This window comes from Pedobacter chitinilyticus, from assembly GCF_003313385.1.
Classification (GTDB): domain Bacteria; phylum Bacteroidota; class Bacteroidia; order Sphingobacteriales; family Sphingobacteriaceae; genus Pedobacter; species Pedobacter chitinilyticus.
Genome location: NZ_QMHN01000006.1, coordinates 266263 through 281707 on the forward strand (window position 1 = coordinate 266263; position 15445 = coordinate 281707).

Genomic DNA, 15445 nt, shown 5'->3' on the forward strand with positions numbered 1-15445 from the left:
AGTTTAGTTTTTTATAAGATTAGACTTCAGATATTTTACTTTTTGTTCCGCAACTTTCAAGACTTTACTAGCATAATCTTCTTCTGCAATTTCGTAAGCGATCTTTTCGCTCATATATTGAACTAACAAATCTTCTTTATCAAATTCAAGAATTTCCGCAAGTTTTATGATATTGTCTTTTGTTGGTTTACGTTCATTTCGTTCGATTTTGCTAAGTATTGCTTGATCAATATCCAGGTATGATGCCACTTGTCGAAGTAACAAGCCTAGATTTTCTCGTTTTGCTCTTATGATTTGTCCGACTGTTTTCATATGAATATTTTAACTTGACATCATTTGTCAAATATAATTTGTCATTTCGGATTGTGCAAGCCTTGCAAGCATTTTGCCTAGAGTTGGAAAATCCAAATTCTTTTGGTTCTGCTTATTGCTTTCTGTATTTGAAGAACCAAATATGCTGAATGTATGGTATTGTTCGGGGGGTGTAATATCTTGTTTTAGCTGTATATGTGTAGTTTACAGTGGCTCGCCATCTGCGAACAGAGTCCATGAGTCAAAGAAAAAGTGTGCAGCACGCTTTTGGCTATGTTTTACATTAGCAAAGCGTAGCATTGACAATCGCACAGATATGCTAAAAAAGCATCGTTAGCTGCTATATAATCTAGCTATAGTTTAGCTTCTCTCGTCAATTCCTCTTTTTCAAGACCAAATTCATCAGCGAACCAATCTGTAAGAACTTTCTCCACTTCCTTTTGATTAAAAGTTTTCGGGTTTCGTCTTGATTGCAGATAATTTTCTCTTGCCATTTTTTCGGCAACCTGCCCAACCGTTTGCAAGTCAAGCTCATTAGCCATGCTGTCTGCTAACCAAAATCCAGCAATTGAAAAAGTAATTCCAGCAATTCCCATCTTCCAATAAAAAAATAGGTTGATGAAAGAAGCTAGGGACAAAAGCAAAAGTACGCAGATGACCCAAAACGGTGGACTCAAAATATTTAATCGAAAACCTAAAAGACTTTCCAATTGCTTAATACTGGTATGTCTGTTTTGTTGTGGTAAAATATCCGCCAGCAATGAGGTGGTCGAGATTAATTGATTATCAATTTGTAGTGTCGATGAAATGGCGCCACGGAGTTTATAGAATGCCTGTTGAGAGGTGCAATCGTCGGAGCGGTCAAGCTTAATTTTATTGACAATATGGTCGCAAAGTTCACCAAAGGTTGTGATATGGATCAACTCGTCACCTACAAATTTAATATCAAAAGATTTCTCTACTTTCACCAGTAAATCTTCAATACATTCAGGATCGATGTTTTTAAGCGTATAGTCTAGCATAACATTATTTGGCAGACGTCGTCTATAAATTACTCCAAAGCTGCCTCATATTTAGATAACAATTAAGTCACTTTGCTTCCTCTAAGCTAGTACTTCCCTTTTAAATTTGCAATGTTCACCACAACTATAGAAAAGTGCATCTCAAGACTTTGGCTATGCTTTACCCAAGCTTCACCTACCAAAACAATCTAAATAAAACGCACTTGTACCCACTAAACTACCTATGGCAATAATGATGACACCTAACTTAATCAAACCGATGATAGAAATCTTTAATTTAAAAATCTTGTTGATAGTAAGGTTTAGAACAACCAAGGGAGTAAACCACAACATCCCAAACAATGTAAACGCAATAAACCTTAGCGGAAAATAGATATAGTACTCCTTTATTATTCTACTCAACCCTTCTTCAGAGCCAATAAAGAAGAAAGAGGCACAGAAACCAGCAAAAATGGCCACACAGCCGATCGCTATGGCATTAAATTCTTTCATTAATTCATTATGTTTTGAGAGTCCATGCTACCTATTAATCTATACTAGTGCAAAAGGTAACCCTCAATTATAGAATCAAACTATGTTCTGCTTGCTCGTTTACGCTCTCTATAAGCTACAATTGTTAAAGTGGCTATCACTATCAAATACAAAATAAACCAAATACTAGCTAAATAGGGAAATTGCAGTTGAAGCATTAACATCAGTACGAACGTTAAGAGGAGGCTGGCAAAAGAAATGAATATCTTTTGTGTTGTGGACTTATTGGCCACACCAAATCGATAGTAAATGAAGATTGTTGTTAGGATTGGACAGATGATTAGCATAAAGCCTACTAGAAGTAATGCAGGTAAAATATCTGGAGCTATCATCACTTTATATTTTTATTATTAGGTCTTGCAAAACTAATCTAACCATTGAAACTAATCCCTATGCTACTCCTACAAAACCTCCGCTAAAAATCCCTGCTCCAAGCCCTTAACCCTTTCCAAAAACACCGTTAAATCTTCATGAGGATCAATACACACACTAACCTGTATTTCCTTCAACGGCGGGGCACCTTTATCCAAGCTTATCCACAACTCCCCATCCTTAGTAAACACAGGCAAGGTCATTTTAAAAGAAACCGAGTTAATGCCCAAAGCCGTTAATGGTGCCATGGCCAATAGCGGAACTCTCATCTCGGCAGCAGCACCAGTAACGGAGATGCGCTTAGGCGTTTGCCCATCCGCTTCCAAATAAGCACCGAATACTTTTTCAGTAGTGCGGTTTAAACCTGCGGCAGCACTCAATACCGAGTGACGCAAAGCCAGCATCAAAGACCTAAAAGCAAACACTTGGCTCATGAGGATGGATCAGTTTTTTTGAAGGCTTCCAATTTTTCCATCGCGTGTTGCAACACCTCCTTATTCTCTGGCTTCATCGAAATACGGGCTTTACAATTCTCGCAAGTAAAAGCAGCACCATTTAAAAGCTCATGTATATTGATCTTTATCACCGCGTTGCAGCTGGGACAAGGCAAATTGGTCGTCTGCATATTTTAGTGGTTAGTTGGCTGAATGTTCTTGGAAAAAGCATCAATGATCGTTAATAAACCAGCAGCTAATGGAATTTGGCCCGCATGAATGGCAATTTCCATTTTAAAACCTTCTATCTCAGCATCGTTCATCACCTTGCCCAGCAATTGCGGCTCCCCTTGCGCATCAATATCTAAATGTGTAATATCCATTTCAAAATTCACATCCACATTGTTAACGGCCAAACTATTCAAAGGCACAATGGTGAGCAATGGCAAATTAAAAGAGGTGGTGGCATCTACCATTTGCGTAGCCTGGTCTATTTCACCTGCTGCTGCTGGCGTAATTACCCCCTAGTCAGCTCCATTTGAATCATTTTAGGTGTATAGCTGTCGCCATTTTTCGTAAAACAACATTCCAATAAAAAATCAACTTGTGCCTGCGACATTTTTGCATTGGCTTCTGCTGCAGCAATAAGGGGTGCGCTCACCAAATCTGTCAATCGCTGAGGGCTTCCTTGTCGTTTTATTTCTTCTATCATGATCTATAGCAAGGTAATTATTTTATCACAAGTCTTTCACTTTTCTCTTCATCGATAAGGTAATATTAAGACTTTTAATTTGCTTTGCACAGCGAGGTCATACCATAAAAGATTGCTCCTCAATAAATCCCTAAAACAAGCAACATTTCGCCCAAAAAAACGTCTTTTAATCAATGAGGATATTTGAAACCATTAAGCCAGGTGATCAACTTTTGCAAAAGCATGTCAGTTATTACTACTTAGATAGGGCTGATGAGCAGGACTATTGCAATGAATACATCTGCTATCCGCATTACAACAATACCATTTCTTTATACCAAAGCCATACCGCTTCTTTACAAAACCACCATTCGATAGTGAACTTTGATAAAGATGCCCCACCGCTTCAAATCTTCACACCATTAAGAGAAAACACCTTAAAGGTAACACAAAAAGGGCCTGTTTATAAGATTGGGATTGTTTTTGAACCCCTGGGCATCCATCAATTTTTACAGGAAGAGATTGCCATTAACGAAAGAGCCTGTTCCCCTACTTTTCATTTTTTTGAGGATGCTTTTGTATGTCTGCTGTTCCAATCAGGCCAATTGAAGGAAATTGCCGACCTGCTCGATAAGCAACTCTTGAAACTATTCGCGCCAAAGGAGAATCCCTACCTCAGCAAAGCCATCCAGATGTTGAATGCCGTAGACCATGAGGTCAGTATTGATGAGCTTGCCGAAGTTAAATTGGGCATTAGCCGCAAGCACTTAAACAGGCTGTTTAAACAATACATTGGGGTGAGCGCACAAAAGTACCGCAGCATTGTCCGTTTCAGGCAATTAATGAACCATAAACTGCACCAAAATGAGCGGCAAAACCTCACCATGTTATCGCACCAAGTCCATTATACCGATCAGTCGCATTTCATTAAGGCCTGTAAACAACTTACAGGTTTAACGCCTTCTCAATTGTTTAAAACAGGTGAAGTGGTAGGCTCCGAAGATACCTTTTGGAACTTCGCCAAGTAGGTCACAATTTTACAATTTTTAGTTTTCATGAGGGGTTACTTTTGATTGATCAATTAATATCGTCATGAAAAAATATATCAGCATAGTCCTATTATTCATTTTGATAGGCCAAGCAAAAGCGCAAAGCTATACCAAACTAGCCGATAGTGCCCTGCGCATCATGTGGGATGCAAAAGACACCGTGGGTTATCGTCAATCGTTAAACCTCTATCAAAAAGCGTTTCAATTATATCCCAAAAAAGTAAATGCATTGGGTTTATACAAGGCAGCGGTATTGGCGGGAGAACTTAAAGAACTGGACAAGGCTTTTGAATATTTGGAGCAACTGTTGGCCATTAACACAACACAAACAACCACTTGGAGCTCGTTAACGAGTAAATACGTACAGTCGGAATATAAAAACTTACTGGATGATAAACGTTGGCTCGCCTTGGCACAAAAAGCACAACAAATGAAAGCGGCTTTTTTTAAGCACTTAAAAGATCAGCAAGCAGCGTTTGAAACGGGCGGCCTAAAGCAGCTCGATTTAACCAAGGCTAAGGATGGCCAACAAGCCTACCAGCTCATTCAATCTTATCAAGGTTTTCAGCACAAAAAATCAGTGAGTTATTCCATTAGGTTTAAGGTAGCCGATAGTACTTACACCTCTTATTTTGTGAGCTTACCTCGTAATTACAACCCCAAGAAAAGCTATCCTGTGCTCTTCTTTTTACATGGGGCGGTACAAGGCAATAGCTTGTCCGAATTTCAAAATGAAAGCGTATTGGGCGATTGGAACAGGTACTACACCAAGTATGCGGCGCTAAACGAGGTGATCATGGTATATCCCAAAGGTTCTAAAAAATACAACTGGATGAACCCTGATGATGGCTTTTTCATGATCCCCGCCATGCTAAAGGAAATTAAACAGGCCATTAATGTAGATGACAACAAGGTTTTTATCACGGGCCACTCCAATGGGGCCACAGGTTCTTTTTCGTATTTAATGAAGCAGCAAAGTCCTTTTGCAGGTTTTTATGGGTTTAATACGCAACCCAAGGTGAGAACTGGCGGCACTTTTATCCGCAACATTGCCAACCGCTCTTATTTCAATGTATCTACCGATGAAGATTATTATTATCCGCCTGATGCCAACGACAGTTTAAACGTGATCATGAAAAGCATAAAAGCGGACTACCAAGATCACCGATACAACGGTTGGCCGCATTGGTTCCCGCAGTTTGATGAATCGGAACCTGTTTACCCCATGATTTTTAAGGACATTGCCACCAGAAACAGGCCTGCTTTTAAGCCAAGTATTTATTGGGAATGTGATGATGTGAAATACGGCAGGGCCGATTGGGTTCAGATTAACCAGTTAGATACCTTAAGCCAACCTGCCGCTTGGCATCAAAACATCAACTTTAACATTTATAAGTTATTGAGCTACAAAAAAGATAGTTTGGTGACTACGGACACTTTGGTGAAGGCTTTTAATTTTCCTAGGAAATCGGGTGTGGTAAAAGGCACTTATCAAAACAATGTATTTCGTCTCGAAACTTCGGCAGTAAAGGGTATTAGCGTATTTATTTCACCCCAAATGGTGGACATGAACCAGCCCGTAACGGTATATGTAAATGGGGTTAAAAAGGTTTCTCGCAAGCCTATTTACAACAAGGAATTGATCATAGCGGGCTTTAAAGATACTTACGACAGGAAAGCCATTTGGGTAGATGAGTTGAAGATTGATTTTTAGCGGACACCCTAGCGGTACGATGGTGGTGAAGGATGATCCCAAATCTTCACCACTGTATCCGCTGCTTTTGCGACTAAAGGAGGGAATCTTTCTTCGTTACGAAGGAGCATTCCCTTCTATACGAAGGGCTTTTCTTCCGTTTCCAAGACCATTTCTTCCTTTGCAAAACACTTTTTCTATTTGCGAAAGTACTTTTCTTCCTTTGCGAAGACCATTTCTCCCTGCGCAAAACACTTTTTCTCTTTGCGAAAGTAAATTTCTCCCTTTGCGAAGGCCATTTCTTCCTGCGCAAAACACTTTTCCTCTTTGCGAAAGTAAATTTCTCCCTTTGCGAAGGCCATTTCTTCCTGCGCAAAACACTTTTTCTGGGAAATAAAAAGCCACTTGCTGACCGCAAATAATCTGGTAGCGCAAGCATTCGCTTGGTTCTCTACAAAACTATCTAATTAATCTTCCCAATCAACTTTATCTGGATACATGATTGAATGTTTAAACTCATCAAAATCTGCACAGAAAGTGGTGTACGGATAGTTGTTCTTTTCTTTTTTACCCGTCCAAGTTAAATGAACCAAGGCAAACTGCTTGTCCAGACCTTGCTTTCTAATTTCAAATAAAACGTCGTCATTTCTTTGGTCACGACAAAAAGCAGAGAAATCCGCATCAGAAAGCACATGTTTTGAGCGTTGGTTAAAAAAGCGAAAAAATGACTGACGCTCAATTCCTAATTCTTTTTTAAGTTCATTTTCAAACCCTATTTTTTGTTCAATATTCAGTTCAACCCAAGGTTCTTCAGTAAAGGGTCTAGGTGGGTTGGTTAAAAAGAAATCGTCTATGATTTTATGGTTCACGCCAACAATATCAATTCGTTTAGGCTCTTCTGGACATCGCTCAATGTCGTCGATGCTATAGCCACCTTGCGGAAAGAGAAAAATTCCATTTTCCAATTGCACATTTAACCATAGTGAATGCCACTTTTGATAATCAGGCGCATTAGTTTGCCAAAACCTCCAAACATGTCGCTGTACTTTGTCGGAATATAACGCTGTAGGTATAAATTCTCCAAACAAACTGCCAATGGCTTTATCGCCAACTTGCAAATCAGTGGTTCCTATTAGTTGATGATGGGAGAATATTTTTGCTTTCAAAACGCTAATCTTTTAAGCTAATGACAATAGCGAACAACTAGTCGCTTTTACTTACGTTGCTTCAATTCAATAATTTGTTCTTTGTTCCCGCAAATAAATTTAATGCGGTTGATGCCCCAATGATTAGAGACAATGGTATGCTCGTTCCTCAATTGAAATCTTTCCATCTCTCCGTCGAGCGTTTTACTTTCCTTGCTTTTAACTACTGGCGTAAGTTCAATAATTCTATCGCAATGCAAGGTGGTATCAAGATTTACCCGTTCGGAAATATGCACTTCCTTGATTACACATTGCCAATCTTTCTGATGAGCCAGTTGCCCACTGATTTTGTAAGCGATCAATGACTTATCGTTAAACAGATTGAGCTTACTTTCTACAACTTCAATCTGTAAGCTGTCAATAGAGAGCGCGTCTTGGTTTGACCACCAGCCAACATTATAGGTAATTGGCATTTCAAGCTTTGGCGATCTCGGACCAGTGAAAAAAATATTCGTCTTTCCGAAGTTCGTAAAATAACCATAGGCGCCAACAGCCAGCAAAATCATTACCACGGCAATAATGCCAGTGGTTTTATATATTTTTTTCATTGAAGTTGAAGAGCATAAGAGATATGTAATCGTTCAGGATTTAATGAAGTTTTATTTTTCCGTTAACCAAATTCCTAAATTCCATTTCTTGTGTTCCGTCTTTAAAAAAACGCTTAGGCACTACCACGGCCATATTGGCATCTATATACAAATAAAATGCTTTTGAACTTTCTTTAAAACTCTTAATAGCAGTCCAGTTAATGCTTCCTTCAGCATTTGAAGCCTTATACGAGATCTTTTCGTCTGTAAATTCGACTTCCTTCTCTCCTAACATCGATCCATCTTGATCTGGAACGTTCTTTGATTTGTTTAAGGATCTTTTGATAAGAAAAAAATAGACCAATACGCAAGCTACTGAAGATATTAAGGTGGGTGCTAACTTAAATTCTTTATAATTTAGCAATAATTGTAAGAATATGATTGTTATCACGCCATTAATAATTGTCCGTTTTAATCCCTTCGAATAGAAATTAAATTTGTTAAAATCAGCGTAGTCTTCCCTTGTAATTTCGATGGTTAATGTCATAAATATTTATTTCTCTCTAAAACTAATTCTTTCGTTGAATATTTACAAATGACCATTTGTTGCTCATCGTTGCGATGAGCATAGACAGTATTATTTTGATGAGTGATATAATATATCTAGGAATGGTATTGGAGACTGCGAGGATATATCGAAAATACAGGTTAACAAAATAGCGAGACCACATCCATCATTCCTATGTGCCTATGTGGTTCATCTATCCATCAAAAGTCTCTACGTATCTGTGGTGATTTCATCCCATTCATCTGCATAAAAAGTTACCCAGTTGATGGCGTAATGTCTTTCCATCACTACACTCGGATCTAATTTTGCAGGCATTGGCTTGTTGTTCAGTCCTGCGTTTCTGGTTGCCCAATGAATTCGATAAAGCAAGTCCGAAGCGTCAAGCAACTCAGCTGTTGACCTCACCTTTGCCGTTTCAATAAATGTGGTGGGATCGGTAAAGAACTCGGGAATTCGCAACATAATTTCATTTACTTCTGCGTGCGCTATCGGCAGTGCTAACTCATCAACCTTTTGAATGCACCAAAGTAATAACCATACCGCTTCTGAACGCCAAGAAGCATTGATCACTTCCTGTGCTGTCCATTCTTTTTTCAACAAAAGCGTCTTCTCCTCTGGGGAAACTTTATCCCAAAGCGCATGTTCCTTTAAAAAGTCAATGACATTTTCCCTTTCGTCAGGCACTTCGGAAACAAAGGCGACATATACCAAAATTAAAATTCGGGTAGCGATCTCAGGAGCTGTTCTGATTTTCACCTCACTCTCCTCTTCGATGAGCGGCAAATGTTCAATAAACGGAATGTTCTTCGATTTCAAGTATCTTACGGTCCGCTTCTTCCGCTGTTCGGCCTTACTAAGATGGTCATCACGATCAGGCTTTTTAAAAAAATCAAATATTCCCATGGAGGTGTAGCGTTATTTAAATTGGCACTAATTTGTTTACTTTTTCTTTTTGATGAGCTTCATATCTAAAACCTTTACAATCCTAAACCTTGCTTTATTATACCCCAAATGCCCATACCCTCCTTTTTTACCTGTTTCATAAATTCCAATAGCGTCTATTAAAAGATAGGTATTCCAATAACTTGAATGTACTTTTCTCATTAAGTTTCTAAAGTGGTTAGGCAAATCATAATTATCGTCAAAATCCAAATCAATTGTAAAGTCGTTGGAGCATTTTTTTTGTCGTACCGAGTTTAAAGACCAGTATTCATCCACCCCACTATAAGTAGCAATTAAACGTGTTTTTTTATCTTGATATTCAGGTAAGTCACATATATCTAGTGCTTTTTGTTCATTTATTGAATCTTTTAGGTGTGTTGAGCAACCAAACAATACTACCGAAAGAAGAAATAATAGTTTAAAACGTCCCTGCATCGAATATATATTACCTATTTATTTTTCGAAGTTACAAATGCGCCTAATTGTTTCCGATCAACCTTCTATGGTAATTGATCTGCCCCAAATGATAATTCAAATGTCCATTCAAATGCACCAAGAAATAAGCGGTAGTGGTTCTTTCTTGCAACACCAATAATGGATATTCACTTTGCATATCCTCATCCGTTACCGTTTGCAGTGCATCCTTAATCACCACAATCGTATCATTCAATTTGGCAATCAATTCCCCCCTTGGCACATCCTTCATCGAAAACTCTAACTCGCGGTTCCTCACATAACCCGTTTGGCCAATTTCCTTTCCAATGTAAGTATTCAAATTGCCCAGCAGATGCAGTACCAAATTACCCGCCGAGTTGGCAATGTCTTTTTCAATACGCCACAAATCAGCTTCATTGTGGTAAAGTTCCAGTTCCTTGATTACTCTTTTCAAATCTCTTTCAAAAAGAGCTATTAATGCATCGTTCAACATCAGTTTCTTATTTAATTCCTTCTAACAACAATTTCTTGATCAGCACAATTTGCCCCAAGTGGTAATAACTATGCTCTATCATGGCTTGGATATTACGGTTGTAGGTGCTGTATCGCTCATCTACAAACACATCGGCCAGTTGAGCCTTGGGCATCTTCTCTACCCAAGCCGCAAACTCTTCCGCATCATACCAAAAGGTAGCTAAAAAAGCTTCCCATTGCGCTTGCGAAGTCATGGGCGGAAAATCGAAACTATACTGGTCCTTAATATCCAAAGTGCCTCCCTTAAACACTTGGTTAATGCCTTTAATGTAATAATGCACATGCTGGGCCAAGGCGGCAATGGTATTTAAACTGCCCACTTGGGCGGTAGCTATTTGCCAATCCAATTGCGCCAATTGATCTTTATAATTCGTATTGGCAATCCAAGTACCGTTTAAAATCACTTCGGCAAACCTTTTCGCTATTTCTTTGGTGTTTTCCATCGTTTACTTTTTGTTCAGGAACTTCTCGATCATGGGAACAACAAACTCGCTGTCCTTAGTTTGAGGAGTTAAAGTAGTGATTTCACCAAGGTACTCGCCATGTCCGCCAGGAATAATGGCCAGCTCCGAATGCGCAATTAAACCATGCAATTGCACCGCATGTGCCACGGTAATCACATCCTTATCGCCAATCATAATAAGCGTAGGCACTTTAATGGCCGCAATCTTTTCATCAGCAATATCTTGAAACACCACCATTCTTTGCGCATCCTTATCATGCATGGCCTGCAAACCTTTTTGGCTTGGGTTTACTTTTAAATAAGCCTCTTTTAAAGGAGCGGGCATGTTATCCAAAGAGGCTTGCTTCATGAAATCCCAAAACTGTGGTGGCACCCCACTACGTTTGGCCAAAGCCGACGCCAAGATAATTTTATTAACCAATTGCGGATGTCGGATGGCGATTTGCATGGTAGTGGTACCGCCATTGCTAAAACCTAAAATATCGGCTTTGCCAATGTTCAAATGCTTCAAGAGTGCCGCCACATCATCCGCATCCTGCTCAAAAGTAACGCCTGTAGCCCGATCACTGGTGCGGCCATGTGCCTGCAGCTCCACCGCAATCACCTTTCTGTTTTTGGCAAACAGCGGAATCACCCTTTCAAAATTAGATTGAATGGTAGAACCACCCCCGTGGATCAACACCAAGGGCTGTCCCTCGCCATAAATTTCATAATACATGTTGATGCCGTTTACGGCCGCATGCCCACTGCTAAAAGCAAGGCTATCTTTCTGGTTCATATCTAAAGATTTTGTAGCTTGCTTTTGGTGGCAGGCCGTTAAGCACAACAGCCCTATCAGAAGCAGCATTAAGCCTTGCCTAGCGCCTATCATTTGCCTCGTTGTATGTTTTGCCGTCCTCATTAGTTCAATTGAATACCAAGATAAAAGTACCTTTTCACAATCACAAACGCACAAAGGATTAAAGAAAGATTTACGCTTTGGAGCGCATATTTTCGCCATCCTTAAAATGCAATCTCCTAAACACCAGCCCCGATAAGATGGTCAACCCGCCAATCACCAAAAAGGTATAACGAAAAGCATTGTGGATTTCATTATGGATCAGCTTGGCATCGCCCTGAAAAATCTTCAAGACAATTAAGCCAAAGGCTACCCCAAAACCAATGGCCAATTGCTGGTTAACCGACACCAACGAATTACCACTACTGGTATGGTATTGCCTTAAATCGGCAATAGAGATGGAATTCATGGCGGTAAACTGAATAGAGTTAAAGAAGCCTAAAGTGGCAATAATGGGCACATACCAATAAATAGAGGTGTGAATGACTGGAATGGCCATGCAACAGATCAGCAACCCAATTAAAAAGGTATTCACCATTAAGGTATTTCGGTAACCAAAAGTTTCAAGGATTTTAATGACGGCCGATTTACCAAACATGGCGGTGAGTGCCATGGGTGCAATGATCCAACCAGAAGTAACCGCCGATTGCCCAAAAGCAATTTGGATCATCATGGGTAACAACAAAGGCACCGAACTGATGCCTAAACGGGTGGCCAAATTCCCGACAATGCCTACCCTAAACGTACGCACTTTAAAAAGGTTGAGCGGGAAGATGGGGTTATTGTCCCTACTGGCATGTCGGTAATAAAAATACAGCATCAAGAAACCCAATAGCAGTACAGTAAGCACAGGTGTAACATGTACGGTATTGCCAAACAGTTCCAGGGCAATGGATAGCAACAGCGATGCCGCCGCAAAGATGAGGAAGCCTTTGAGGTCGAAATCGATAATGGTGGAGCGATAATCGGGCATAAATTTGAGGCTCAGCAAAATACCGATGGCCCCAATAGGGATGTTTATGAGGAAAATCCAGTGCCACGACAGGTAGTCGACCATGTAACCACCTACCAAAGGACCTAGTACAGGACCAATGAGCGCTGGGATAATGGCGAAGTTCATGGCCTTAAGTAACTCGTTTTTAGGGAAGGTTTTAATGAGCGCCAATTTACCTACAGGGGTCATTAAACTACCGCCTACCCCTTGGATCATCCTCGAGATTACCAGTTCCGTTAAATTGCCCGAAAGCGAACAGAACAAAGACCCCACACTAAATAAAATTAAGGCAAAGATGAAGATCTTCTTCGTGCCAAACTTATCTGCCAAAAACCCACTTACAGGCATAAACACCGCCAAAGTAAGCACATAGCTGATGATGGCATTTTGCATGTTCAGCGGCGATTCGTTTAAATCTTTGGCAATGGTAGGCAGGGAAGTATTAAGGATGGTCGAATCCAGCATCTGCATAAAAATAGAAGTAGCCAAAATTACTGGCAACAACTTTTTAGTAGTGGTGGTATGTAGGGTATTTTCTTCCAAATGTACTTGCGATGTTGTATAAGTAAAGCTACGGTTTCCGCTACATTTTAAACGTCATTTTTTGTCATTTGTTTAACTGGTTTATTGGTTCATTAGTTCATTAGTTCATTGGTCATTGGTCATTGGTCATTGGTTTATTGGTTCATTGGTTTGGTGGTCAGTTTAGAACAAAAGGTGATGGCTACTTGACGAATCTACACAAACCACTCGTCGTCAAAAAATCACTAATAATAGGTATTTTTTGGCAAAAGTTTTTAGGAGAAATTTGTTGGAAACTTTGGATCTGCGGATCACTTAACAATTCTCTAAAACAATGAAAACCTTCATCCCTTGCCTATTGATACTTTCACTGTGGAACGCTGTTCAGGCCCAACAACTCTCTACGGGCAATTACACCTCCCCAGACGGCAGATATACGGTCATCGTAGAGCATATCGGCCAAACGGTAAAAATTACCGAACCCAATAAAGTAAATCTATACAAAAGTAAGGGAGGCACTACCTATTACCATACCGAGCCCAAATATGCTTCCTATTATATCCGAGTGGCAGGCAACAATAAATATTATACGGGCAAGACTGGAGGCCAGGAATATCTTTTCAGTTATACTGGCGGCAACACTAATGAAAAAGAGGTACTACCGTCTGGCGCAGACAACTGTCCACTATACGATAAATATGCGGCCATGATCAAAAAAGATCCAGATAACACACAGGGATGGGCGTTTTGTGCGGCAGCGGCCTTAGCGTATTGCACTTATAATGTTGATGAGCGGAAAGATATGCTGACACCAATCATACAGGCGCTCAAATCCATCTTGGAAAACCCAGAAAAATGCCCTTGTGAAGATGTAATTCCTCCTGCAGTTTGGAAATCGGTAAAAGTAGAATAGCCAATCCCTATAAATTAAACGCATGAAGTCCTTAAGATCATTATCCATTTTAATCGTGTGGTTTTGCTACACCAGTACATCAGTACAAGCCCAAGGCTTAAGATTCGAGAACGTTGTCAATGAACAGTTCGGCACTTTGCTGGAGTCGCTGCTCAAAGACGGAAAACTGGACGAAACGAGTGCCAAGACCTATCTGGAAACGGTGTTCGGTTATGATGAAGCCGTTAACAAATATCTACAAAGCGTTGATTTAGGAAAGCAGTTAGCCAATATAAAACAAGGCAAACTTTCCATCGACCAATACCTGCCCACCATAAATGAACAAATCATCGGCCTAATCCCCGAAAACTACCGGAAGAAGATGTTTGAAAGTCCTTACTACCAAGGAACGTTAATTGGCCAAGAACTTAAATCGGGAAGATTAAGCGAGCAAACAGCCCAATTAATCTCCAACTCATTTCAAAATATCATTGACGCCAAAAAACGTAGCGACGCCATCATGGCGAAGTTTGAACAGATCACTCCCAAACTTAACTCATTAAAAAGTCCCGATGGCTCATTTGTAGCCCAAAATAAAAAGCAGTTAAGCTATAAAACCTTTGATAAGAATAGCTGGTCTATTTATGACGATATTCCAGAGAGACAATCCTCGAATGCCTACAATAGCCTCGCCAACAAAGTCGAATTCGAAAATGGTGCGCTACTGTTGTCCAATCATATACCTAGAATGTCGGCCCATGCCCTATTCATGTTCTACACTATGCGAACTTTTAAGAACAAAGAACAATTTGACTTTTCTAAAGACTTCCAGATGGATGTTTATTTTGATATTCCAGAAAAGACGAGAATTAGCGGACTTGGTATACTGATAGGCAAAAGCTTCCAACTGGAGATTGTTTATAAAGGCGGTAAAAATTTAGCCATCTCAACGCCATCTAAATATAAAATCACAGAACAATATGGCTTCTTGAGATCTGGGGATTGGCCTTATAACAAGATTGATGAAAAAGTACCGACTTCATTAGCATCAGTCGACGGACATTTCAAGGTATCGATCGTCAAAAAAGGCAAAGTGTTTAATTGTCTGATCAACGGACAAGACATCAAAGTAGGCAACGAAATCAACTATTTCCCAGACAAATATTTTCTAGGTTTTAAACAGGCGGGATCTGATCCAGTAAGCATTTTACAAATTGATTTAAAACATCTCTAATGAAACCAACGTTAGCCATAATTTTATTCTTGTGCCTTAACGTCAATGTTTGGGCACAGGATTACAATAAAATAAAATTCGAAAATGTAGTGAACGAACAGTTCGGCACTTTGCTGGAGTCGCTGCTCAAAGACGGAAAACTGGACGAAACGAGTGCCAAGACCTATCTGGAAACGGTGTTCGGTTA

At 39.8% G+C, this 15445-nt stretch carries 22 protein-coding genes; 5 read left to right on the top strand and 17 right to left on the bottom strand.

Going from position 1 to position 15445, the window contains the following annotated elements; translation table 11 throughout:
* Positions 1-3 precede the first annotated feature (3 nt).
* From DUT70_RS18035 to DUT70_RS21520, 7 genes are all read right to left on the bottom strand, one after another.
* Entirely contained in the window at positions 4-312 is a 309-nt protein-coding gene (locus tag DUT70_RS18035; protein ID WP_113648759.1) for a helix-turn-helix domain-containing protein, read from the bottom strand.
* Between the two features lie 353 nt (positions 313-665).
* On the bottom strand, positions 666-1280 hold the full coding sequence (locus DUT70_RS18040; protein ID WP_205529834.1) for a hypothetical protein: 615 nt from the start codon (positions 1278-1280) through the stop codon (positions 666-668).
* Positions 1281-1505: 225 nt separating this feature from the next.
* Positions 1506-1826 carry a hypothetical protein gene (locus DUT70_RS18045; RefSeq protein WP_113648761.1) on the bottom strand — a complete coding sequence of 107 codons (321 nt, stop codon included), beginning with the start codon at positions 1824-1826 and terminating at the stop codon, positions 1506-1508.
* A gap of 440 nt (positions 1827-2266) precedes the next feature.
* Positions 2267-2671: a hypothetical protein gene (locus DUT70_RS18055; RefSeq protein WP_113648763.1), complete on the bottom strand. Its 405-nt coding sequence runs from the start codon at positions 2669-2671 to the stop codon at positions 2267-2269.
* Complete coding sequence (locus DUT70_RS21360; protein ID WP_113648764.1) at positions 2668-2862, bottom strand: hypothetical protein; 195 nt, start codon at positions 2860-2862, stop codon at positions 2668-2670. The genes DUT70_RS18055 and DUT70_RS21360 overlap by 4 nt, the downstream gene beginning before the upstream one ends.
* A 3-nt stretch (positions 2863-2865) precedes the next feature.
* The gene (locus DUT70_RS18065; protein ID WP_113648765.1) at positions 2866-3147 is read right to left on the bottom strand and encodes a DUF2589 domain-containing protein; all 282 of its coding nucleotides are present in this window, start codon (positions 3145-3147) and stop codon (positions 2866-2868) included.
* Between the two features lie 41 nt (positions 3148-3188).
* Positions 3189-3383: a DUF2589 domain-containing protein gene (locus DUT70_RS21520; protein ID WP_113648766.1), complete on the bottom strand. Its 195-nt coding sequence runs from the start codon at positions 3381-3383 to the stop codon at positions 3189-3191.
* 173 nt (positions 3384-3556) lie between these two features.
* Here DUT70_RS21520 and DUT70_RS18075 point away from each other — a divergent pair, with 173 nt between their 5' ends.
* Together DUT70_RS18075 and DUT70_RS18080 are read left to right on the top strand one after the other, a co-directional pair.
* Positions 3557-4390 carry a helix-turn-helix domain-containing protein gene (locus DUT70_RS18075; RefSeq protein ID WP_113648767.1) on the top strand — a complete coding sequence of 278 codons (834 nt, stop codon included), beginning with the start codon at positions 3557-3559 and terminating at the stop codon, positions 4388-4390.
* A 64-nt stretch (positions 4391-4454) separates the two neighbouring features.
* Positions 4455-6125 carry a hypothetical protein gene (locus tag DUT70_RS18080; protein WP_113648768.1) on the top strand — a complete coding sequence of 557 codons (1671 nt, stop codon included), beginning with the start codon at positions 4455-4457 and terminating at the stop codon, positions 6123-6125.
* A gap of 96 nt (positions 6126-6221) precedes the next feature.
* On the opposite strand, the gene DUT70_RS21235 is transcribed toward DUT70_RS18080, so the two are convergent.
* The 10 genes from DUT70_RS21235 to DUT70_RS18125 form a co-directional block, all read right to left on the bottom strand.
* Positions 6222-6539 carry a hypothetical protein gene (locus DUT70_RS21235; RefSeq protein WP_128353387.1) on the bottom strand — a complete coding sequence of 106 codons (318 nt, stop codon included), beginning with the start codon at positions 6537-6539 and terminating at the stop codon, positions 6222-6224.
* A 32-nt stretch (positions 6540-6571) separates the two neighbouring features.
* A complete protein-coding gene (locus DUT70_RS18085; RefSeq protein WP_113648769.1) occupies positions 6572-7270 on the bottom strand; it encodes a hypothetical protein in 699 nt (232 codons plus the stop codon).
* A gap of 47 nt (positions 7271-7317) precedes the next feature.
* Complete coding sequence (locus DUT70_RS18090) at positions 7318-7857, bottom strand: hypothetical protein (RefSeq protein WP_113648770.1); 540 nt, start codon at positions 7855-7857, stop codon at positions 7318-7320.
* Positions 7858-7897: 40 nt separating this feature from the next.
* A complete protein-coding gene (locus DUT70_RS18095; protein ID WP_113648771.1) occupies positions 7898-8383 on the bottom strand; it encodes a YcxB family protein in 486 nt (161 codons plus the stop codon).
* Between the two features lie 231 nt (positions 8384-8614).
* Positions 8615-9307 (bottom strand): DUF4272 domain-containing protein, encoded by a 693-nt coding sequence (locus DUT70_RS18100; RefSeq protein ID WP_113648772.1) that lies wholly within the window; start codon positions 9305-9307, stop codon positions 8615-8617.
* A gap of 36 nt (positions 9308-9343) precedes the next feature.
* Positions 9344-9781 carry a hypothetical protein gene (locus tag DUT70_RS18105; protein ID WP_113648773.1) on the bottom strand — a complete coding sequence of 146 codons (438 nt, stop codon included), beginning with the start codon at positions 9779-9781 and terminating at the stop codon, positions 9344-9346.
* Between the two features lie 43 nt (positions 9782-9824).
* Positions 9825-10274 (bottom strand): DUF1572 family protein, encoded by a 450-nt coding sequence (locus DUT70_RS18110; RefSeq protein WP_113648774.1) that lies wholly within the window; start codon positions 10272-10274, stop codon positions 9825-9827.
* A 7-nt stretch (positions 10275-10281) separates the two neighbouring features.
* Positions 10282-10758, bottom strand: coding sequence for a DUF1572 domain-containing protein (locus DUT70_RS18115; RefSeq protein WP_113648775.1), 477 nt, complete (start codon positions 10756-10758; stop codon positions 10282-10284).
* 3 nt (positions 10759-10761) lie between these two features.
* Complete coding sequence (locus DUT70_RS18120) at positions 10762-11556, bottom strand: alpha/beta fold hydrolase (RefSeq protein WP_113648843.1); 795 nt, start codon at positions 11554-11556, stop codon at positions 10762-10764.
* Between the two features lie 193 nt (positions 11557-11749).
* Positions 11750-13153: an MFS transporter gene (locus tag DUT70_RS18125; protein WP_240432186.1), complete on the bottom strand. Its 1404-nt coding sequence runs from the start codon at positions 13151-13153 to the stop codon at positions 11750-11752.
* Positions 13154-13466: 313 nt separating this feature from the next.
* Between DUT70_RS18125 and DUT70_RS18135 the strand changes: the two genes are divergently transcribed.
* The 3 genes from DUT70_RS18135 to DUT70_RS18145 form a co-directional block, all read left to right on the top strand.
* On the top strand, positions 13467-14045 hold the full coding sequence (locus DUT70_RS18135) for a hypothetical protein (RefSeq protein ID WP_113648777.1): 579 nt from the start codon (positions 13467-13469) through the stop codon (positions 14043-14045).
* Positions 14046-14067: 22 nt separating this feature from the next.
* Complete coding sequence (locus DUT70_RS18140; RefSeq protein WP_128353388.1) at positions 14068-15258, top strand: hypothetical protein; 1191 nt, start codon at positions 14068-14070, stop codon at positions 15256-15258.
* Positions 15258-15445 (top strand): hypothetical protein (locus DUT70_RS18145; RefSeq protein ID WP_128353389.1); only part of this gene is annotated, 188 nt, incomplete at its 3' end. The genes DUT70_RS18140 and DUT70_RS18145, both read left to right, overlap by 1 nt.